At 45.5% G+C, this 20,441-nt stretch carries 20 protein-coding genes; 6 read left to right on the forward strand and 14 right to left on the reverse strand.

Annotation, left to right across the window (positions count from 1 at the left end):
- The first annotated feature begins 42 nt into the window (after positions 1 to 42).
- The 4 genes from ABXT70_RS09105 (at position 43) to ABXT70_RS09120 (ending at position 4,826) form a co-directional block, all read left to right on the forward strand.
- Positions 43 to 1,143 carry an extracellular solute-binding protein gene (locus ABXT70_RS09105; protein ID WP_443640175.1) on the forward strand — a complete coding sequence of 367 codons (1,101 nt, stop codon included), beginning with the start codon at positions 43 to 45 and terminating at the stop codon, positions 1,141 to 1,143.
- Between the two features lie 141 nt (positions 1,144 to 1,284).
- Positions 1,285 to 2,559 (forward strand): ABC transporter permease, encoded by a 1,275-nt coding sequence (locus ABXT70_RS09110; RefSeq protein ID WP_443640176.1) that lies wholly within the window; start codon positions 1,285 to 1,287, stop codon positions 2,557 to 2,559.
- A gap of 4 nt (positions 2,560 to 2,563) precedes the next feature.
- Positions 2,564 to 3,778, forward strand: a complete 1,215-nt coding sequence (locus tag ABXT70_RS09115; RefSeq protein ID WP_443640177.1) for an ABC transporter permease — start codon at positions 2,564 to 2,566, stop codon at positions 3,776 to 3,778.
- A gap of 307 nt (positions 3,779 to 4,085) precedes the next feature.
- Positions 4,086 to 4,826, forward strand: a complete 741-nt coding sequence (locus tag ABXT70_RS09120) for a type 1 glutamine amidotransferase (RefSeq protein ID WP_443640178.1) — start codon at positions 4,086 to 4,088, stop codon at positions 4,824 to 4,826.
- A gap of 79 nt (positions 4,827 to 4,905) precedes the next feature.
- On the opposite strand, the gene ABXT70_RS09125 is transcribed toward ABXT70_RS09120, so the two are convergent.
- Positions 4,906 to 5,700, reverse strand: a complete 795-nt coding sequence (locus ABXT70_RS09125) for a DUF4198 domain-containing protein (protein ID WP_443640179.1) — start codon at positions 5,698 to 5,700, stop codon at positions 4,906 to 4,908.
- On the opposite strand from ABXT70_RS09125, the gene ABXT70_RS09130 reads away from it, so the two are divergent.
- Entirely contained in the window at positions 5,699 to 6,853 is a 1,155-nt protein-coding gene (locus ABXT70_RS09130) for a HupE/UreJ family protein (protein WP_443640180.1), read from the forward strand. The genes ABXT70_RS09125 and ABXT70_RS09130 overlap by 2 nt on opposite strands.
- A 108-nt stretch (positions 6,854 to 6,961) precedes the next feature.
- Here ABXT70_RS09130 and ABXT70_RS09135 read toward each other — a convergent pair whose 3' ends face one another.
- The 7 genes from ABXT70_RS09135 to ABXT70_RS09165 all read right to left on the reverse strand — a co-directional run bounded on the left by ABXT70_RS09135 (position 6,962) and on the right by ABXT70_RS09165 (position 15,054).
- Positions 6,962 to 7,381 (reverse strand): MAPEG family protein, encoded by a 420-nt coding sequence (locus tag ABXT70_RS09135; protein ID WP_443640181.1) that lies wholly within the window; start codon positions 7,379 to 7,381, stop codon positions 6,962 to 6,964.
- Between the two features lie 44 nt (positions 7,382 to 7,425).
- A complete protein-coding gene (locus ABXT70_RS09140; protein WP_443640182.1) occupies positions 7,426 to 9,027 on the reverse strand; it encodes an NAD(P)/FAD-dependent oxidoreductase in 1,602 nt (533 codons plus the stop codon).
- A gap of 161 nt (positions 9,028 to 9,188) precedes the next feature.
- Entirely contained in the window at positions 9,189 to 9,638 is a 450-nt protein-coding gene (locus ABXT70_RS09145; protein ID WP_443640183.1) for a GNAT family N-acetyltransferase, read from the reverse strand.
- Positions 9,639 to 9,836: 198 nt separating this feature from the next.
- Positions 9,837 to 10,460, reverse strand: a complete 624-nt coding sequence (locus ABXT70_RS09150) for a sarcosine oxidase subunit gamma (protein WP_443640184.1) — start codon at positions 10,458 to 10,460, stop codon at positions 9,837 to 9,839.
- A complete protein-coding gene (locus ABXT70_RS09155) occupies positions 10,453 to 13,452 on the reverse strand; it encodes a sarcosine oxidase subunit alpha family protein (protein WP_443640185.1) in 3,000 nt (999 codons plus the stop codon). The genes ABXT70_RS09150 and ABXT70_RS09155 overlap by 8 nt, the downstream gene beginning before the upstream one ends.
- Positions 13,449 to 13,778 (reverse strand): sarcosine oxidase subunit delta, encoded by a 330-nt coding sequence (locus ABXT70_RS09160; RefSeq protein WP_443640186.1) that lies wholly within the window; start codon positions 13,776 to 13,778, stop codon positions 13,449 to 13,451. The genes ABXT70_RS09155 and ABXT70_RS09160 overlap by 4 nt, the downstream gene beginning before the upstream one ends.
- Before the next feature lie 25 nt (positions 13,779 to 13,803).
- A complete protein-coding gene (locus ABXT70_RS09165) occupies positions 13,804 to 15,054 on the reverse strand; it encodes a sarcosine oxidase subunit beta family protein (protein ID WP_443640187.1) in 1,251 nt (416 codons plus the stop codon).
- A 235-nt stretch (positions 15,055 to 15,289) separates the two neighbouring features.
- Between ABXT70_RS09165 and ABXT70_RS09170 the strand changes: the two genes are divergently transcribed.
- Positions 15,290 to 17,068, forward strand: coding sequence for a bifunctional molybdopterin-guanine dinucleotide biosynthesis adaptor protein MobB/molybdopterin molybdotransferase MoeA (locus tag ABXT70_RS09170; protein ID WP_443640188.1), 1,779 nt, complete (start codon positions 15,290 to 15,292; stop codon positions 17,066 to 17,068).
- 23 nt (positions 17,069 to 17,091) lie between these two features.
- On the opposite strand, the gene ABXT70_RS09175 is transcribed toward ABXT70_RS09170, so the two are convergent.
- Genes ABXT70_RS09175 through ABXT70_RS09200 form a run of 6 tightly spaced genes read right to left on the reverse strand, consistent with a single transcriptional unit; the run spans position 17,092 to position 20,360 of the window.
- Positions 17,092 to 17,418: a YnfA family protein gene (locus ABXT70_RS09175; RefSeq protein ID WP_443642500.1), complete on the reverse strand. Its 327-nt coding sequence runs from the start codon at positions 17,416 to 17,418 to the stop codon at positions 17,092 to 17,094.
- On the reverse strand, positions 17,418 to 18,239 hold the full coding sequence (locus tag ABXT70_RS09180; protein WP_443640189.1) for a carbon-nitrogen hydrolase family protein: 822 nt from the start codon (positions 18,237 to 18,239) through the stop codon (positions 17,418 to 17,420). Before ABXT70_RS09180 ends, ABXT70_RS09175 begins: the two co-directional genes overlap by 1 nt.
- The gene (locus ABXT70_RS09185; RefSeq protein ID WP_443640190.1) at positions 18,239 to 18,394 is read right to left on the reverse strand and encodes a hypothetical protein; all 156 of its coding nucleotides are present in this window, start codon (positions 18,392 to 18,394) and stop codon (positions 18,239 to 18,241) included. The genes ABXT70_RS09180 and ABXT70_RS09185 overlap by 1 nt, the downstream gene beginning before the upstream one ends.
- The gene (gene mobA, locus ABXT70_RS09190; protein WP_443640191.1) at positions 18,366 to 18,992 is read right to left on the reverse strand and encodes a molybdenum cofactor guanylyltransferase MobA; all 627 of its coding nucleotides are present in this window, start codon (positions 18,990 to 18,992) and stop codon (positions 18,366 to 18,368) included. Before mobA ends, ABXT70_RS09185 begins: the two co-directional genes overlap by 29 nt.
- The gene (locus tag ABXT70_RS09195; protein ID WP_443640192.1) at positions 18,982 to 19,890 is read right to left on the reverse strand and encodes a formate dehydrogenase accessory sulfurtransferase FdhD; all 909 of its coding nucleotides are present in this window, start codon (positions 19,888 to 19,890) and stop codon (positions 18,982 to 18,984) included. The genes mobA and ABXT70_RS09195 overlap by 11 nt, the downstream gene beginning before the upstream one ends.
- Positions 19,887 to 20,360, reverse strand: a complete 474-nt coding sequence (locus tag ABXT70_RS09200) for a YaiI/YqxD family protein (protein ID WP_443640193.1) — start codon at positions 20,358 to 20,360, stop codon at positions 19,887 to 19,889. The genes ABXT70_RS09195 and ABXT70_RS09200 overlap by 4 nt, the downstream gene beginning before the upstream one ends.
- Positions 20,361 to 20,441 lie beyond the last annotated feature (81 nt).

Below are 20,441 nucleotides of genomic sequence, written 5' to 3' on the forward strand. Positions count from 1 at the left end.
ATCCTATCCTAAAAATAAAACGGGCTACTTCGGGAGAATGTAATGAAATTCACAAAAACTGTTCTAGTGACAGTGGCGCTATCGCTACCCGCTGGATTAGCACTTGCAGGGTCGCACGAGGAAATGACCATCGTGTCATGGGGCGGCGCCTATTCTAAATCACAACTAAAAGCATACCATGAGCCCTATTCGGCAATGACTGGCGTCACTATCATTAATGATGAGAGTGCAGGTACAGCTGTCGCAAAATTGCGTGCTATGAAAGAAGCGGGTAACCTAACTTGGGATGTTGTCGACGTTGAAGCTGGTCCTGCGATGCAGCTTTGCGACGAAGGTCTTGCAATGGAAATCGATCACGATTCTATGCTAGCCGATGCACCAGATGGAACTCCTGCGTCAGTAGATTTTGGTTCTTTTATTGTTTCGCCATGCTTTATTCCGCAGATTGTTTACTCTTATACTGTGGGCTTCCGCAACGATATGGTTGGCAGTACGCCTCCAACAAGCATCTGCGCGATCTTTGATACAGAAACTTATCCTGGCAAACGCTCATTGAAAAAAGGTGCTCTTTCCAACATGGAATGGGCCCTTCTGTGTGATGGCGTTGCCAAAGCAGATATCTATCCAACACTGGAAACAGAAGCTGGTCAGGACCAAGCTCTTGCAAAACTAGATACCATCAAAGACGATGTGATCTGGTGGTCTGCAGGTGCTGATACGCCACAATTGTTAGCCGATGGCGAAGTCGTCATGGGCTCAACTTTTAATGGCCGTTTGTTCGCCTTGATCGAAGAAGACAAGCAACCTGTTTCAATGCTTTGGGACGGTCAGATTTATGACCTTGACGGCTGGATTATTCCTACCGGTCTAAGCCCTGAGCGTGAAGCACGAGCTCTGGACTATGTGAAGTTTGCAACGGACACTCAGCGCCTTGCTGACCAATCCAAATGGATTAGCTATGGACCAACCCGCGCGTCATCAGCCGCTTTAGTTGATAAGCATGCGGAGTTGGGTATCGATATGGCACCTCACATGCCTACTGACCCTGCCAACTCGAAAAATACGTTCCTCATGAACTATGCTTTCTGGGCAGATTATAAGGACGATATCGAAGGTAAGTTTCAAGCTTGGCTTGCAAAATAAGATAACGTAAAATACAAAAGGGCCTTGGTTGGCCCTTTTTTTTAAATAAGACAATGTAAAATAGAAAAGGGCCTAGGTTGGCTCTTTTCTATTTTAAATTAGCTTGTACCTTTGAGATGCTGAGCTGGCTATGGGAACGACATGAGTAATACTAACGAAAACGGTGCTATGTTGACCGCAGATGGACAACCCCTTAAGCGTAGTTTAGCCACAGCGTTAAGGCGGCAAAAAATCCGTGCGCTGCTCCTGATATCGCCACTTCTTATCTTTGTTTTAATTACGTTTCTTTTTCCGATAGGATCTATGCTCTTTCGATCGGTCGAAAACAACATTGTAGTGGAAATATTACCAGAAACTGTGGTCGCTCTAGCGACTTGGGATGGGAAGTCGGGCGAATTACCGGATGAAACTATTTATGCGGCTTTTGCTGGCGATCTTCAGCGCGCAGCCAAAAACAAAAGTCACACAAGGGTTGGCCTGCGGTTAAATTATGAAAAATCTGGCAGCGCCTCACTCTTCAAGAAAACTGCGCGACAGGCGAAGAAATGGGATCTTGAGACTGACGCGCCGTTCAAAGAAAAACTGATAGCAGCGCACAAAGGCTGGGGCGAAGTTGAGATATGGCAAACACTTAAAACCCACAGCTCGCGATATACCGCTGGGTATTTTCTTAATGCGGTGGACATGCGTAAGACTCAGAACGGCCCAGAAATGCAGCCTGAAAATAGGCAGATTTTAATTAAACTGTTTCAACGTACGCTGATTATGTCTCTGCTAATAACGGTGGCCTGTATTTTGTTGGGGTATCCGGTGGCGTGGTTGCTTGCCAATCTGCCCAGAAGCCAATCCAACTTGTTGATGATTCTCGTCCTATTACCATTCTGGACCTCTTTACTGGTAAGAACCTCAGCATGGAAAGTCATGCTGCAGCAGCAAGGGGTCATCAATGATATTTTCGTTGCGCTAGGGATGATTGAAGAATCTGGCCGTTTGGTGATGATCAATAATCAGTTTGGTACGATCATTGCAATGACGCATATTTTGTTGCCGTTTATGATCCTGCCGATGTATTCAGTAATGCAGACGATACAGCCAACCTATCTGCAGGCGGCAAAATCTCTTGGCGCAACCAATTGGACTGCGTTTTGGCGAGTTTACTTTCCGCAATCGGTGCCCGGTATTGGAGCTGGATCTATCTTAGTTTTCATACTGTCGATCGGCTACTATATTACTCCAGAAATTGTTGGTGGCAACAAAGGCGTCTTTATTTCTAATCGAATAGCCTACCATATTTTCCAATCAATGAATTGGGGATTAGCTGCAGCTCTTGGAGCAATTTTACTTGCGGTGGTGTTAATACTCTACTGGGCTTATGACAAAGTTGTCGGGATCGACAACGTAAAGTTGGGGGGCTAAGAACATGGATATGTTTTCTCAGGTGTCAAGGCGTCCTTTGTCTTTTGTGTTGCCAGTAATGGGACTGATGGGGGCCTTTATTGGTTTATTTGTAGGACCAGCATTCGGATCTGCTCTGATTGGGGTTATTTTCGGTTCAGTGGTCTCTGTAATATTCGCCTATGGAATTGCTGTAACCGAATATTTTAGACCGAAGGCTGTGCGTTTACTTTTACCCACCCTTTTGGCCGCCTTAGGTTTTTTCTTTTTAGGCCTAGTTGGGAGCTTTTGTGGAGCGTTGATTGGGTGGTTTTTTGGATGGTTTTTCTATTGGATTTATGAAGGTGGTTATCGCGTCAAATTGCACTCTTATTTGACCTCTAATCAGGTCCTGTGGCACTACAGCTTTAGGGTGATCTGCGGCCTGATCTTTATATTTTTGATCACGCCCATTCTCGTTGTGATGCCCCTGTCTTTCAACGCGCAGAATTACTTTACCTTTACCCCTGAAATGTTGCGATTTGATCCCGCTGGCTATTCTCTCAAGCACTATCAGGATTTCTTCAATAACGATGAGTGGCAACGTTCGTTCTGGAACTCACTGATCATTGCGCCGATTGCGACGGTTATATCTGTCTCTCTAGGAACGCTTGCGGCGATCGGGCTCAGTCAAAGCCATGTGCCAGCCAAACGAGCAATTATGGCGATTTTGATTTCACCTATGATAGTGCCGCTGATTATTTCGGCGACTGGCATGTTTTTCTTTTACTCTACCATGGGTAACTTCATGGAAAATACCTTGGGGCTTGATAAGAATTTTGTTGGGTACGTCAAAGTTGTGTTGGCGCATGCTGTTTTGGGGATCCCGTTTGTCATTATCACCGTGACAGCAACGCTCGTGGGTTTTGACACCTCGCTGACCCGTGCAGCAGCCAATATGGGTGCAAACCCAGTAACCACGTTTTTTCGCGTCCAGATGCCTTTGATCTTTCCGGGAGTTGTTTCCGGTGGTCTCTTCGCCTTCATAACGTCTTTTGACGAGGTTGTCGTCGTGATGTTCATTGGTTCCGCTAGTCAGAAGACACTTCCATGGCAGATGTTTATAGGTCTGCGTGAACAGATCAGTCCGACTATTCTGGCGGTGGCGACGATCCTTGTCTGCATTTCCGTTGCGTTATTGACGACGCTTGAATTGCTGCGTCGGCGCTCAGAGCGGTTGCGTGGGATGACCCCGGGCTAACCAGCCCCTCTCAGGGCCATAGATATGTCTCGACCTGTGATTTTTGCGAAAATGCTCCGCTTTAATGAAACGTAATAGTCGAGTTTGTTTGTAACAGAGCTTGTAACTCTAACGTAGGAATGGAATCTGTAGAGAAGTTTGTAACGAGTTAGTTACTACTTTGAGAGTGCTAACCCCTATAGAATAAGGGTTTGCTAGTAACGCCACTACTTCCACTTAATAGTGGCTGGTGGCTTACTGGAAACGTCGTAGGGCGCCTCAACTACTAGGGAGCCTTTTTTTGCCTTTAGTTTAGGATATCAACACCATGAGCCAACCATTGCATATTGGCCTTTTACTTTGCGACACCTTTGAACCTATCCTTAAGCAAGTGGGCGGCCTCAACTACTCAGCCATTTTTCAAAAAGAGTTTCTGGCCATAGACAGCAATATTCGATTTACCGATTTTAATGCCTATAAGGGCGAGCTGCCCAATACAGTTGATCAATGCGATGTATGGTTGATAAACGGCAGTCCTGCCGGCGCCTACGAAGACATTGATTGGGTTCACCAACTCAGTGGCTTTATTGAACAACTTCAGACCGCCAAAAAACCTACATTTGGTATATGTTTTGGCCATCAACTTATGGCACAAGCATTGGGAGGCAAGGTAGAACGAAGCAACAAGGGTTGGGGGATAGGCATTTCTCACAATAGCGTGGTGGCTGCTAAACAATATATGCAACCTAGGGCCAAAGGTATTGATGTGATGGCGTTTCACCAAGATCAAGTTGTGCAACTACCCGAAGGCTCTGAGGTACTTGCCAGCAGTGATTTTTGCCCCAACTACATGGTGCAATACAATAACCACATGTTAAGTATCCAAGGCCACCCTGAATTTAATACACAAATTGTTGAGGGCGTGCTTGCTAGAGAAAGTTTTGATAATCGCCCTGCCATTCGAGCACAAGGCATGGCTAACAGCGTTGGTAAGCCTGACACCAAACTACTCTTCCAATGGGTTGTCAATTTCTACCGCCAGGCCATAAGTCATCCTAAGCCTCTATAAAAGCGTTAGTCAATCTTGGTTGCTATCAATTATTTAAAAAGTGAAGCAATGGCTACTGTTCTCCAATAAACACTCAATATTATCTAATTTCAAAAGTTACGCTTCCCCAATAGCTTTCCCAATCAATGTCTTGTTGCTCAGACCGTATCATTTCAACCGTGTGAAGCAACCAAACACCCTTATACTGTAGAGGGACAGTGGCATAACCCTGTGCATCAGTACGAATGCTAAATTCAAAATCGAGTTTGTTTTTTATTTTCGCATGGAGCAATAAATTCGCAGCTGGCTTTTGTTTAAAGGTAAGTTGGACTCGTAACTCATCACCTTCAGTAAGCTCATAAGGGTTTTGCAACGGGTTTATATTAAGCGGGTAATTAAAATCATAGTTATAAAAATTAAATTCGGTTTTATCACCTACTTTAATCAATGCCTTAACGTTACGGTAATAAATTTCCAATCCATTTTTGTTGCTTTCATTGAGTTCATTACGGCGGTTTATGATTTTTTCTAAGCCTTCTTTTTGTAAGTACGTTGTGAATTTTTCTGGCTCTAAATCAACTGACTTTTTTGTGCTTTCATAGCCAATAGCATAAATCCCGGGAGTTTTAATGTTTAAGTACCCCGCCGGATCACGTCCTAATTCACCGTCAACAGGCTTTAGTCCGTCACCTGTAATGACGTCAAAATGACGGTACCAAGCAGGAATATTAGGCAGTAATTGACCATCCATTTGTTGACCCACATTAAGCGTAATTTCTGTCGTGCGATCGATTTCTTGATAGAATGATGACGCTTCTAACCAAAATTCGTGGGCACGAATGGTCGTGCTAATGGTCAGAAGGATGCTGAAAAATAAAAAGGTAAATGATTTCATGGTTTTTTTTCAATCAGTGTTATTGATGTTAAGCCTATTACCGTTAACACAAAGTGCTGAGGCGCATCAATTGCGCCCTGCGATAGTGAACTTAGAGTTTACCCAAAATGGTTCAGTAAAGGTACACGTTCAAACAAACTTAGAAAGCCTTATTGCGGGCATTGATTCAAACCATGATGATACTGATGATTCACCACAAGCCGAGCGTTACAACCAGTTAAGAGCGATGTCTTCAGAGCAGTTAAGTAATGAATTTGAATTTGTTGCTCAATCAATTATATCTCAGTTTGACTTGGCGTTTGATTCGGTTAAGAGTGATTTATCGTTTGTTAAACTCGACATTCCCGACATTGGTAACTTAGATAAATCACGCTTATCCGACCTTTATTTATTGGCATTCATTCCCAGTACTCATCAGCAAATTGATCAGTCTGTTAATCAACATGTTACTTGGCATTACCCAGAAAATTTTGGGAACAATATCGCGCACTTTTACTATGATAAAACGCCAAACGAGAAAACATCTCATTGGCTAACCAAAGGTGCAACGAGCCCTCAATTTGAATTAAACGAAGCTTATGTCCCCAAGCCGTTTACTCAAGTGGCTGCTGAATATTCCGTTTTAGGTTTTGAGCACATAGTGCCAAAGGGAATAGATCATATTCTATTTGTGTTGGGGCTATTTTTACTCAGTGTGCGACTTCGCCCTTTATTGTTGCAAGTTACAGCATTTACACTGGCTCACAGCATTACCTTAGGTTTAACTATTTATGGTGTTATTAGCCTCTCACCAAGTGTCGTTGAGCCACTTATTGCCTTATCTATTGTCATTGTTGGTATTGAGAATATATTTGTTAAAGAGCTTAAAGCAAGGCGCGTGGTCATTGTCTTTTTGTTTGGCTTATTGCATGGCATGGGCTTTGCTGGTGTCTTATCAGGACTTGGGCTACCTGAATCAGATTTTGTTACGGCTTTAGTATTTTTTAATGTTGGTGTGGAAGCAGGACAATTATCAGTTATTGCTGTGTCCTTCTTGTCCGTCTTTTGGTTACTCAAAAATCAACAGCGTTATCGCCAGTGGGTGGTTATCCCTGTCTCCACTCTAATATCGCTGATCGGTCTTTTTTGGACCTATGAGCGCCTCTTTTTGTAAGCCTTACTGCATCCAGTGGCTACAAAGCCTAGGACAAAAAATTATAATTAATACTAAACCATTGCAGTCATAACAGTCGTACCAAGTGATTGAATTTATGGCCATTTATTAGGCAGTCAGGTGCAGGCCAAGCATGACAAATAACACCAAGTTAGCCATCGAGCCCACCATATAAAAATAACTCCGAGGGCTAGGGTTGTTTGCCGTCTTCGTCACATAATACAATGCCATGTGTAAAATGCGGGCAATAGCGTAAACCCAAACCAACATACCTAACCAATAAGCATCCATACCAACCAACATGCCCAGAAGAGCTGGGCCAAATATCATCAGTAAATTTTCGTGAGAGTTTAAAAATGTACGGTGGCTGCGGAACACGAACGACTCATGACTCAGTTTATCGTCAACTATACCCGGCACATAATGCCTTTGTGTACGATGGGCAATAGCAGCCACGTTATATTGAATAAAAACTGTCATTGAAATGAGCCAAAGACCCCAGATGGTAAATGAATAGGTTGCTAGCATTGCTTTACTCTTAAGTTAGATATATTTCTCACGTTACTCATGAGTCAGGATTGGTTCATACTAAGGGCCATGGCTTCGGCTATCTTGATACCGTCAATAGCAGCAGACATAATACCCCCCGCATACCCAGCACCTTCGCCAGCTGGATATAGGCCAGTGGTGTTGATGCTTTGCATATCTTTTCCTCGCTTTATGCAAATAGGTGCTGAAGTACGTGTTTCAACCCCTGTAAGTAACGCATCAGCTAAAGCAAAACCTTTTACTTTACGATTAAACACTGGAATAGCTTCACGAATAGCCTCGATACAAAAATCTGGCAGGGCGCCAGACAAATCTGTAAGTTTGATGCCAGGCTTATAAGAAGGTTCCACACTGCCTAATTTTTCTGATGATTTACCTTTCAGAAAATCACCCACTTTTTGAGCTGGCGCATCATAGTTTTCGCCGCCAAGTTGGTAAGCATTACGCTCCAACTGACGCTGCAGCTCAATACCCGCTAAAGCATCACCAGGGTAATCAGATGGGTCAATACCCACCACAATGGCGCTATTGGCGTTACGTTCAGCACGGGAATACTGACTCATACCGTTGGTCACTACTTGATGGGGTTCAGAAGCTGCAGCCACCACAGTGCCTCCTGGACACATACAAAAACTATAGACAGAACGGCCATTATCACAGTGATGTACCAACTTGTAGTCCGCTGCACCCAAAATTTCATTGCCAGCATTCTTGCCAAAGCGAGCTTCATCTATGGCAGATTGAGGGTGTTCAATACGAAATCCAATGGAAAAAGGTTTAGCTTCTATATACACGTTCTTATCAAATAACATCTTGAAGGTGTCTCTAGCACTGTGCCCTATGGCTAAGGCAACATGATTAGAATGAATTACTTCACCACCTGCTAAGGTTACGCCATTAATCTGACCATCATTTATATGCACTTCATCCACCCGTGCATCAAACCGAATCTGACCACCTAATTCAACAATTTGAGCGCGCATTTTTTCCACCATCGACACCAACCTAAAGGTACCAATATGGGGTTTGCTAACAAATAATATTTCTTCTGGGGCACCTGCTGATACAAATTCAGCCAGCACTTTGCGGCTGTAATGATTGGGGTCTTTAACTTGAGTGTATAACTTACCATCAGAAAACGTGCCTGCGCCACCCTCACCAAACTGCACATTGGATTCGGTGTTAAGAATCTTTTTACGCCAAAAGCCAAACGTGTCTTTAGTGCGCTGACGAACTGCTGCACCGCGCTCCAGAATGATAGGTTTATACCCCATCTGTGCTAACACTAAGCCTGCCAACAAACCACAAGGGCCAAACCCGATTACCAGGGGCCGCTGCTGTACATTAGCCCGTGCTTGTGCAACAAACTTATAGCTCATGTCAGGGCTAATTTTGATCAGTTGATCATCAGCAAATGTGGCCAGCAGCCGTTCATTTTGATTGGTATTCACGTCTAGGGTATAGATCAGTACAATGTTGCTTTTCTTACGGGCATCGTAACCTCGGCGATGGACTACATAGCCCAACAAATCATCAGCTTGAATCGACAAACGCGCCAAAATGGCTAGGTTTAACGCCTGATCGTTATGGTCAAGTGGTAATTGTAGATTGCTGATGCGTATCATCTAAAGCTTCCAGTGCATGGGGTTACTTGGTAATCTTTGGGGGGCTATTTTACCTACTTCTAGCGTACCTGTCCCATAGTTACCCTAGATAACACTCACAATACATTGCAGAACTCAATGTCGGGAATAGAATTGCCAATGTACCTAAAACGCTCCATCTTTTACTCTACTGGCATTTGGTAAGTAACCCATTGCGTTTTGTCTGATAACTTGTCGTAAACACCACGCCCTCTATAATTATTTTCGGCCGTAATCCACCGCATAAACGGCCAGCCTTCATCCAAAGCAGAACGCTTGAGTGCTTCATACAACGCATCTACAATGCCGTTACCACGGAATTCTGGCTTAATAAAGAGGTCATCAAGAAAACCAACTAGCTTTCCTCTAAGTGGCGATGGCATGGCTCTATAATGCATCAAACCCAAATACCGACCTGCATCATCTTTAGCAACGAGGGCATAAAACGCATTATTTTTATCAAAAATCCACGACCACACAGTATCGAGTATTTCTTGATTCATGGGCACTTTATAAAATTCTGCATAGCCATAATAAAGTACTTCCCACTCAACTCTGTCTTGCAAAGATAATTCAGATACAACTATTTTCATGTACGCCTCTTGTGCATAACAATCTATTTATGAGGCCACCTGGTCTCATGATAATTCTTAGAGAGTGGTTCTTTTGATTATTTTTTTGCTACAGGCACCACTGTTAACGCTTTGAATAGTGTAGGTGTTTATGTCTTAACTTCCAACCCTGTAAAAAAAGGCCAGCATGAGCTGGCCTTTAATATTTTACCAAGAAGCCTAGGCTATCTGTAAACCATACTCTTCACTGGCATCTTGTAGCCAAAGAAAGAAGTAATCAGAGAAACTACGGCGGATCACAAGATCCATAGAACCATCTTCTAGCTTACACATAGTAGTGCCTGTTTTAGCAAAGGTGGTTTGTACTACCTTACCTACTGGGAAGTTGGATACGTGGCAATCGTACACGGTAGACTTTTGCAGCAATTCAGCTACACCAGAACCCGACAAATTAACCAAGGTTTGGCCACTACTTATATCGGTAATAGCAATGTGCTGGTCGGCTCCTTTATTAGCAACGGCTAGGCGCAAGTCAGCTTCAACCTGCCCTTGTGTGCCACTAGCAACAATTAATAACCATTCGTTAGGGCACAGCCAATAAGCCACAGTATCGCCGCTACGCACGCTGGTGTTAGCTGTGATTGGCAATGCAACACCTAACACAGACTCAACAGCAGAAGTAAACGCCGTATCTTCAGGGTTGCCACGTAGATTCAGATGACCACGAAACTTGTCCTCTTTCATCACTATACCGGCATCACTATGGTTAGTGTGGGCTACGTGGTGGTGCAATGGTGATTCCATCATATCCCCTGCTGACAAATTAGCTGATAAACTAGTCATTGTAATGATCTCCTTTTGGATCATAGAACACTGGGCTGCAAATCTCAGCTGCCAATACGCGGCCGTCGGCAAGCGGGCAGTATACCGTTTCGCCCATGCGCGCTAATCCACCTTTAACAGTACCCATGGCAATGCCGTGACCTAAACATTCACTCCAGTAGCTAGAAGTAACGTGGCCCATCATATCCATTGGGATAGGCTGGTTAGGGTCCATAACAATTTGTGAGCCTTCTGGGATCACTACTGTCGGATCTTTAGGTTTTAAACCCACCAACTGCTTACGGTCTGCACGAGCTGTGTCTGGACGAGTAAATGAACGCTCGCCCAAGAAGCTGAAGGTTTTAGTTTTACCAACGGCCCAGCCCATCAAGCAATCATAAGGCGTCATAGAACCATCTGTGTCTTGGCCAGCAATAATGAAGCCTTTCTCTGCCCGCAATACGTGCATAGATTCGGTGCCATAAGGCGTAATGCCAAACTCTTCACCAGCTTCCATGAGCTTTTGCCACATGTAATGACCTTGGTCTGCCGGCACGTTCACCTCAAAAGACAATTCACCTGTAAAGGAAATACGGAAGATACGTGACTTAATACCAGCAACAGTGCCTTCTCGGTAATCCATAAACTTCATTGCTTCGGCAGAAAGATCTACATCAGTACATAGCTTCTCAAGCACTTTACGGGAATTTGGCCCAGCAAATGAACAGGTGGCCCATTGATCTGTTACCGACGTGAAGTACACGTCTAGTTCTGGCCATTCAGTTTGATGCCATAATTCTAACCAAGCCAATACCGCAGCTGCACCACCAGAGGTGGTGGTCATCAAGAAGTGGTGGTCACTTAAACACGCGGTTACACCATCGTCAAAGATCATGCCGTCTTCTTTAAGCATTAAGCCGTAACGACACTTACCTGGGGCTAACTTAGTCCAAGCGTTGGTGTAAACACGGTTAAGGAATTCACGGGCATCCTTACCTTGGATGTCAATCTTGCCTAAGGTAGAGGCATCTAACATACCTACACTGTTGCGTACCGCCAAACATTCCCGGTTAAGGGTTTGCTGCATGGTTTCCCCTGCCTGCGGGAAGTACCAAGGGCGCTTCCATTGACCCACATTTTCAAACTCTGCACCATTAGCGACATGCCATGGATGCATGGCTGTGTGACGCGCTGGGTCTAGCAACACACCAATGTCACGGCCGCCTATAGCACCAAAGGTGACTGGCGTGTATGCAGGACGGAAGATGGTAGTGCCTGTTTCAGCAATCGACTTATTTAAGGCCTTAGCCACAATAGCCATACCGTTAACGTTACCTGTTTTACCTTGGTCAGTACCAAAGCCCATGGCCGTATAACGTTTCACATGTTCAATAGATTGGAAACCTTCACGGGCAGCCAGTTCGATACCAGCAGCAGTGACGTCATTTTGGAAATCAACAAACTGTTTAGGGGCACGGCTAATAGGCTTAGTGTGAGGCACTAAGTAAAGGGCTTGTGCGGCGCCTTCAGACTCATCACCACAATTAAATACTTGGGCACATTCTGTGCCAGCAGCAGTGGCACCGGCTTGAATGCCCGCATTTAATGCTTGTGATAAACGATACTCGCCAGCAACAGCACCCGCTAGGTGTTGGTTTTGAATAGTAGGGCCAGGTACAAAACCTGCAACGTCTTCTTGCCATACTGGGCGGCTACCAGTGTGGCAGCTTAAGTGAACCACAGGGCTCCAACCACCAGCAACAGCAATTAAATCACAGCTCAGGGTTTTGCCTGCGCCAGTTACTTTGTCGCCAGCTTCATCTAACGGAGCCACAATAGCACCAGTGACTTTTTTACCACCTTGAGCTTCAATCACACCATGGCCTGCCATCACTTGAATGCCAGCAACTTTAGCGGCTTCAACAAGACGCCCATCTGGTGCATGCCGTGAATCGACTACAGCCACAACGGTTCGACCTGCAGACTGGATGTCTAAGGCAGTTTGGTAACCAGAATCATTAGTAGTCATCACTACACAACGTTGGCCTGGCACTACGGCATAACGGTTAATATACGTAGACACAGAGTTAGCCAGCATTATGCCAGGTAGATCGTTATTACCGAAGACTAACGGTCGTTCGATAGCACCAGTGGCTAATACCACCTGATGGGCACGAATACGGTGAACACGCTGGCGTGTACCAGCTAAGGCAACAGGCCCAATGTGATCGGTACGTCGCTCTAGTGCACACAGGAAGTTGTGGTCGTAGTAACCAAACGCAGTGGTGCGTGGCATTGCTGTTACGTTAGCCATACCAGCTAGCTCGCTAGTGGCTTGCTCGGCCCAAGCAGCAGCATCCACACCATCTACGGTTTGCTTGCTGCCTAATAAAGTGCCACCGAACTCATTTTGCTCATCAACAATGATGACGCGCTTACCGCTACGGCCAGCTTCTAATGCGGCCGCTAAACCTGCTGGGCCTGCACCCACCACCATCACGTCACAATGAACATTGAGTTTGTCGTAGGTATCTGGATCTGGCTCAAGGGATAACTTACCAAAACCTGCAGCTTTGCGAATAAATTTTTCGTAGGTCATCCACATTTTTTGTGGCGCCATAAAGGTCTTGTAGTAAAAACCAGGAGGCATTAGTTTGCCACCAATTATACCAACCCATTGCATGATGTCGAATTCAGCATTAGGCCAACCGTTAGTGCTGGTAGCAGTTAATCCATCGAACAACTCAACTTGTGTTGCCCTTGGGTTAGGAACCGTTGCATTGCCTTTGTGCAACTGCATCAAGGCATTGGGTTCTTCAGCACCGTGGCCTAAAATGCCACGTGCGCGGCTATATTTAAAGCTACGGCCTACAATACCTACGCCGTTTGCCAACATGGCAGAAGCTAAGGTGTCACCGTCAAACCCTTGGTAGGTTTTACCATTAAATGTAAAGCTCATTGGTTTGGCACGATCAATTCGGCCACCCGTTGCTAAGCGATTAACTTGGCTCATGAGGCATCTCCTTGCTGAGCTGCTAAGGTGTCTGCGGCGATGGTTTTCGCAGTGATCGTTGGCAGTTCGCCCATCTTATAAGTCTCATGAATTTGGTAGCTATGCGTGTCCCGTGTCGCATTAAAGTAACGACGGCAGCCCGCAGCGTGAAACCACATTTCGTGGTGGATACCACGGGGGTTAGAGCGGAAGAAAAGATAATCGCCCCAAGCTTCATCTGTAATGGATGCTGGGTCTTTTGGACGTTCAATATGTGCTTCACCAGTGTAGGAATATTCTTCTTCTTCACGAGTTTCTTCACAATAAGGGCAGTAAATATGATGCATGTATGAGTCTCCTTATTATCAAGAATTAGTGAGCAACGCCGGCAGCGCCGTGCTCGTCGATTAAGTGGCCAGTATTGAAGCGGTCCAAACTGAAGGGGGCAGCCAACGGATGGGCTTCATCGTGAGCTAAGGTGTGGGCAAACACATGACCAGAACCAGGCGTCGCCTTAAAGCCACCTGTGCCCCAACCGCAATTGAAGTACAAGCCTTTAATGCTGGTTTTGGATACGATAGGACAGGCATCTGGGCAGGTATCTACCACACCACCCCAAGCACGGTTCATACGTACACGGCTGAACATCGGAAATAACTCACAGATAGCAGACAAGGTATGCTCTACAACATGGAAACTACCGCGTTGGCCGTAACCATTATAAGAGTCTGTACCCGCGCCAATAACCAAGTCACCTTTGTCAGATTGGCTCACATAGGCATGTACCGCATTAGACATAACTACGGTATCAATAATGGGCTTAACTGGCTCCGATACTAGCGCTTGTAGTGGACGAGATTCTATAGGTAGACGCAGGCCGACCATCGCTGCCATCACTCCTGAATTACCAGCAGTAACACAAGCCACTTTGTTAGCACCAATAAAGCCTTGCGTGGTTTGTACACCTACTATGGCGCCTTCTTCCGTAACGATATCTGTCACTTCACATTGTTGGATAAGATCAACACCAAAGCTGTCGGCACCACGAGCAAAACCCCATGCCACAGCGTCGTGTCGAGCAACGCCACCGGTGGCTTGCCAAGAAGCACCCAAAACTGGGTAACGGATGTCTTGAGAATCGTTAATGACCGGCACGATTTCTTTAACTTCTGCAGTATTTAAAACCACGCCATCAATACCGTTCAAACGGTTAGCGTTAACACGGCGTTCGATGTCTCGCATGTCTTGTAGGTTGTGCCCTAAGTTCAAAACACCACGCTGACTGAACATTACGTTGTAGTTCAAATCTTGGCTTAAGTCTTTCCACAGGTCTAAGGAGTGATCGTACAGTTTAGAGGCTTCATCCCACAGGTAGTTAGAGCGCACAATAGTAGTGTTACGTGCCGTATTACCGCCACCTAAGTAGCCTTTTTCCAACACTGCAACATTGGTAATACCATGTACTTTCGCCAAGTAGTAGGCCGTAGCCAAACCATGGCCACCACCACCAACAATAATGACATCGTATTGTTTTTTAGGCTGTGGGCTGCGCCATGCGGCCTGCCAGTTTTCGTGATGGCTAAGGGAATGCTTAAAAAGGCTAAAGCCTGAATACTTTTTCATTGGGTCATCCGCTTGTGTTCGGTGCAATGCTGCGTGAGTCTGTTATTCGCTACAGTATTTTGCTAAAAGCCAGCCCTAGGCTCTTATTCAATTGCGACCCAAATAGAAGTATGCAGATAAAACCTCGATCTAATCCCCATACCTAATACAAGAGATATGACATAGGCCAAGCCACATAAGGCTAAAAATGCAGTACAATCACCCCATATTGTGCAGCACTTTAGGTAATAACAGCATGCAAGTTTTCGGCGTTGTCGGATGGAAAAATAACGGCAAAACCACCCTCGTAGAGCGGCTCATAAGCCAGCTTACGCTAATGGGTTATAAAGTGTCGTCTGTTAAACATGCCCACCATAAGGTGGACATTGACGAGCCGGGGCGCGACAGCTACCGACACCGCACTGCGGGCGCGACAGAGACCCTATTGGCCACGGAGCAACGCTGGGCGCTAATGCATGAATACCGTGAACAAGATACGCCTAAGCTAGAGCAGTTATTACACTTATTTGAACCCTGCGATTTAGTGATCGTGGAAGGTTATAAGGGAGCTAACCACCCTAAATTAGAAGTGGTGCGTAACCTTAACAAAGACGGTTTTTTAGCAGATCAAATGCCTAATATCGTGGCCGTGGCAACGGATAAAGACGACTTGACCATTAACTTGCCCCAATTAGATATAAACAACATTCAACAAGTGGCCGATTTTGTATTACAACATACAGGACTTGTGGCTAAATCGGCTAAGTCTCCCAAAGTCAGCAACGATTGCTACAGCCCAGATCAACAGTTATTGCCTGCATCTACCGTATGGCAACGTATGCAAGAAGCTGTTTCGACCCAAGTTTTCTCTGTAACGCTGGCCATTGGCGACTGTATTAACCGCCGTTTAGCTGAAGATGTAACCACTTCATACGACAGTCCCCTGTTTAATAATGTTGCCGTAGATGGTTATGCCTTTAACTATGATGATTTAACCAGCGCCAAGGATTTAAGCTTGCCAATAATGGCGGCAGAAGCCAACGCCGGCGGCAGCGCCAAACTTTCTTTGGCAAGTGGCCACTGTATTCGAGTACTGACGGGGGCTAGAATGCCTGCTGGCGCCAATACGGTGGTTATGCAAGAAGATGTCTCCATTACCAACGCTAGCGCTACCTTCCCAAGTGATTGTAAGGCAAACGCTAACTGGCGACCCCAAGGTGAAGACGTTAAGGCTGGCACAATCATCATAAGTAAAGGCCAGCAAATACGTCCCCAAGACATTGGCCTTGCTGCAGCCACAGGTCACGCCCAACTTAAGGTTTACAACAAAGTTAAAGTGGCTCTCTTTTCTACAGGTAACGAAGTCTACGAGTTGGGCGAAGAACTGCCAGAAGATGGCATATATGATGTTAATCGCCACTTACTTAAAGCACTACTTAAAAGCTTGCATTGCGAAGTCACAGATCTTGGTATTTTGGCCGACGATTACCACACAGTTGGTAATGCTCTAAGTGCTGCTAGTCAAAATCATCAATTGATTATTACCTCTGGCGGCGCCTCCACTGGCAGCCATGATCATGTGGCTACCGTATTAAGAGATATTGGCGAAGTTCACGGCTGGCGCGTGGCCATTAAACCTGGTCGCCCTCTCGCATTTGGTAAAGTTGGTAGTGCCTTTTTCTTAGGTTTGCCTGGCAACCCAGTAGCCGCTAATGTGTGTACGCTTATGTTTGGCCAGCCACTCATTAGAGCAATCGGTGGCGGTGGTTGGCAACGGCCTAAGTCGTATTTTCAAAAACTGGGTTTTGATGTCAAAAAGAAAGCGGGCCGAAGAGAATGGTTGCGGGTTTATCAAGCCGTGCAAAGCAACGGTGAAATATTACTTAAACGCAGCGCTTCCCATGGCTCTGGTATTCTCACATCCATGACCCGTGCAGATGGATTAGTGGAAATTGATGAAGCTACAAGCAGTTTACCAGAGGGTAGTTTGGTGGATTTTATACCCTTTGCAAGTTTTGGTATTGGTGATGCATAGCCGATAAGGCGTTTTGCTAGTATTTATCCGTTGCGCCAACCAAATACAATAATAGACATTCCTAGCAGCACCACACCTGCTCCCAGCCAATCCAAGGCGGTTGGCTTTATATCATCAACAACTCTTAGCCAAACCAGTGCCGTTGCCACATAAACACCACCATAGGCGGCATACACTCTGCCACTTGCAGCTGGGTGCAGAGTTAACAGCCAAACAAATAAGCCCAAACTGACCACAGCAGGAATTAATAGCCAGCTAGGTCCGTCCTTGCGCAACCAAAGATAGGGTAGGAAGCAACCCACAATTTCGGCTAGTGCAGTTAAGACAAAAAGGCCTGTTGTTTTTAAAATCAAATCAAACCTCTAGCTTGTATAACATGCCTACAATCCGTCAGGTATGGCAAGCGGGCTTGAGCTAATTTGACGCGTTCAAGCTTGATTGTAGCAACAATTAACGCTTCATCAGAACCTGCACGAGCTAAGTCTTGCTCGTCTTGCTGCTGTCGTCCTATGGGACAACCAATAAAACTCTCACCCAAAAAAGCCATGCCATTCTCTTCGCCACAATAGTTTGCGTATACAAAATAAACACCGTTCTCATAACCCCGTGTAGGCATCATTTGTTGTGCTACCCAACCCCACTGACTACCCAGCGCTGTAGGCACCAGAATGATATCTGCACCGGCTAAAGCTAGCTGGCGTGAAAGCTCTGGGAATTCTGCGTCATAACAAATTAGCATGCCAATGTTGAAACCACGCCACCTAAACAAGCCAATGCCATTGCCCTTAGTAAAGTATGTGGCTTCAAAACCAGGGGGCAATAACCGCTTCCGATATTGACCCAGCACGTTACCTTTTGGGCCTATACATTGAGCTGCATTGTATAGCTTTACTCCATCACGCTCGGCAAAACCATAGTGAATGGCAATGTGATACTTTTTTGCCAACATCGTTATGGCTTTTGCAGTTACGCCATCAGTAGTTTCTGCCAACTTCTCTATTAACGACCCCGCGTTATAACCACTGACAAAGAGTTCTGGCAAAACCAACAGCTCCACAGCTTGTGCTTTTGCAAGCTGTAACTGTTCGTCTAGCCATTGAATACGCGCATCCCCTGCCTCTCTACTAGCATCAACTTGAGCTACTGCAACTATAAGATTGGTATCGGCCATTAGCTCTTGGTCACAAGCAACCGACGTGGGTATTGCGTGAGGTATTCACAGCCATTTTGTGTCACCACGATAGAATCACCAATACGACCTGCAGTTTCACCATCAATAAAAATACCGCCATCTACATTACCTTTGTTGGGCCAGTTGTTGCTCACCTATGGCAATATCTTCTGGTTTATTGACGTTGAAAAATGGATTGTGAGTTAATTCATCAAACGCCACATCTGCAACACCGTAAGGCGCAGTAAAACGATCTACTTTACGTATATCATCTTCCACCAAAGCTTTGTAAAGATCATCAAACAAGTCTACCGGCCACAAGCCAAACACTGGTTGAGTGCGACCTTGGTAGCTAGCACAAGCGAGACGCCGACCTTTTAGTTGCATCAATTCTAGCATTCGTGTGACGTAATCAGCTGGGAAAAATGGTGTATCCGCGGCTACAGTAATAATGTGCGTGATACTAGGCTGGTTTTGTTTAACCCAAGCCATAGCAGACACCACACCGGCTAAAGGGCCAGCAAAATCTGGCACTATATCGGCCTGTACAGGTAAGTTAAATTCAGCAAAACGTTGTGGATCACCATTGGCATTAATAATGACTGTTTGTAACTGGTTTTGAGCGGATTCAATCACATAATCCAAGATTCGCCGGCCGCCTAATTTGAGCATAGACTTATCACCACCGCCCATACGCCGTGCTAGTCCACCTGCCAGAATGACACCAACAACTTGACCAGGTTTAATCTGCATTTGTGCGTCCTTCCTTTTTGCGACCTGCACCTTTTGACTTATGTGGCGGTTCATCTTCTATTTGGCTGGCATCCACATCGTAAATTAATCGTTCATAACCTGCCAAGGCAACAAATTTTCGGCCTTTAGCTCTGCCTATAAGGGTTAACCCTGCCTTACGGGCTAAATCTACACCCCAAGCGGTAAAGCCAGAACGGGAAACAAGTATAGGAATACGCATTTGAACAGTTTTAATCACCATCTCAGACGTAAGGCGACCAGTGGTGTAAAAACACTTATCTTCGGGGCTAATGTTATGCTTAAACATGTAGCCAGCTATCTTATCGATGGCATTGTGGCGACCTACATCTTCCATATAAACCAATGGCTGTGCTTGGTGACATAAGACACAGCCATGGATGGCTCCCGCCTTTTGATAAATGCTGGGCGTGGTGTTGATTTGGCGGGATAATTGATACAACCAGCTGGTATGAAGACGCGCTTCTTCGGCAAGTTTAATGGTATCAAACTTCTCCATAATATCGCCAAACACAGTGCCTTGGGCACAGCCAGACGTACGGACCTTCTTCTTTAACTTGTCTTCGTAGTTGGTTTCCCGCTGGGTGCGAACAATCGCTACTTCTAGATCTTCATCATAATCAATGCCAGTGACTACGTCGTCAGCGCGCAACATGTTTTGATTGAGCAAAAAGCCTAAAGCCAAATATTCTGGATGATCACCCAAAGTCATCAAAGTCACAATTTCTTGCTTGTTGAGATAAACCGTAAGGCCTCGTTCAGTAACCACGTCTACCTCAACCTCCGTACCTGTGTGGTCACGACCAGTCACATGGCTAGTGAGGCTAGTATCATCTGGATTGGGATAAATGAGATAACCTGAAAGGTCTGCAATCTTCATAAAACGGTCTCCGGAGCTTGAGTTTTAGTCTGCTTTGAGATCCACCGATCTAGTTGATTAGCAAAGGTCTGTCGATCTGCATGATTCATGGCCGCAGGTCCACCCGTTTGCACGCCACTGTTACGCAGTGTCTCCATAAAATCACGCATATTTAAGCGCTGACGTATGGTTTCTTTGGTATAAGATTCGCCACGAGGGCTAAGGGCTTGAGCGCCCTTCTCTACTACTTCTGCAGCTAAAGGAATGTCTGAGGTAATCACCAGATCACCGGCAACCACACGTTTAACAATTTCGTTATCAGCCACATCAAAACCAGAACCCACCTGCACCATACTGATGACTTTAGAAGGTGGCGTGACAATATATTGGTTGGCTACCAAGGTCGTAACAGTTTGCGTGCGCTCTGCAGCACGAAATAAGATCTCTTTAATGACGCCTGGGCAGGCGTCGGCGTCAACCCAAATTGGCATATTGAAGACTAAGATAATTAGCTAATGGTGTATTGTGCATGAATGCATAAAAAAGGCCAGCATAAGCTGACCTTTTTGGCA

The sequence above is a fragment of the Candidatus Njordibacter sp. Uisw_039 genome (assembly GCF_047730075.1).
Lineage (GTDB): Bacteria > Pseudomonadota > Gammaproteobacteria > Pseudomonadales > Balneatricaceae > Njordibacter.

Coding starts and splice junctions, on each gene's coding strand:
- ABXT70_RS09105 (WP_443640175.1), top strand. CDS start 43: ATGAAATTCACAAAAACTGTTCTAGTGACAGTGGCGCTATCGCTACCC.
- ABXT70_RS09110 (WP_443640176.1), top strand. CDS start 1,285: ATGAGTAATACTAACGAAAACGGTGCTATGTTGACCGCAGATGGACAA.
- ABXT70_RS09115 (WP_443640177.1), top strand. CDS start 2,564: ATGGATATGTTTTCTCAGGTGTCAAGGCGTCCTTTGTCTTTTGTGTTG.
- ABXT70_RS09120 (WP_443640178.1), top strand. CDS start 4,086: ATGAGCCAACCATTGCATATTGGCCTTTTACTTTGCGACACCTTTGAA.
- ABXT70_RS09130 (WP_443640180.1), top strand. CDS start 5,699: ATGGTTTTTTTTCAATCAGTGTTATTGATGTTAAGCCTATTACCGTTA.
- ABXT70_RS09125 (WP_443640179.1), bottom strand. CDS start 5,700: ATGAAATCATTTACCTTTTTATTTTTCAGCATCCTTCTGACCATTAGC.
- ABXT70_RS09135 (WP_443640181.1), bottom strand. CDS start 7,381: ATGCTAGCAACCTATTCATTTACCATCTGGGGTCTTTGGCTCATTTCA.
- ABXT70_RS09140 (WP_443640182.1), bottom strand. CDS start 9,027: ATGATACGCATCAGCAATCTACAATTACCACTTGACCATAACGATCAG.
- ABXT70_RS09145 (WP_443640183.1), bottom strand. CDS start 9,638: ATGAAAATAGTTGTATCTGAATTATCTTTGCAAGACAGAGTTGAGTGG.
- ABXT70_RS09150 (WP_443640184.1), bottom strand. CDS start 10,460: ATGACTAGTTTATCAGCTAATTTGTCAGCAGGGGATATGATGGAATCA.
- ABXT70_RS09155 (WP_443640185.1), bottom strand. CDS start 13,452: ATGAGCCAAGTTAATCGCTTAGCAACGGGTGGCCGAATTGATCGTGCC.
- ABXT70_RS09160 (WP_443640186.1), bottom strand. CDS start 13,778: ATGCATCATATTTACTGCCCTTATTGTGAAGAAACTCGTGAAGAAGAA.
- ABXT70_RS09165 (WP_443640187.1), bottom strand. CDS start 15,054: ATGAAAAAGTATTCAGGCTTTAGCCTTTTTAAGCATTCCCTTAGCCAT.
- ABXT70_RS09170 (WP_443640188.1), top strand. CDS start 15,290: ATGCAAGTTTTCGGCGTTGTCGGATGGAAAAATAACGGCAAAACCACC.
- ABXT70_RS09180 (WP_443640189.1), bottom strand. CDS start 18,239: ATGGCCGATACCAATCTTATAGTTGCAGTAGCTCAAGTTGATGCTAGT.
- mobA (WP_443640191.1), bottom strand. CDS start 18,992: ATGCAGATTAAACCTGGTCAAGTTGTTGGTGTCATTCTGGCAGGTGGA.
- ABXT70_RS09195 (WP_443640192.1), bottom strand. CDS start 19,890: ATGAAGATTGCAGACCTTTCAGGTTATCTCATTTATCCCAATCCAGAT.
- ABXT70_RS09200 (WP_443640193.1), bottom strand. CDS start 20,360: ATGCCAATTTGGGTTGACGCCGACGCCTGCCCAGGCGTCATTAAAGAG.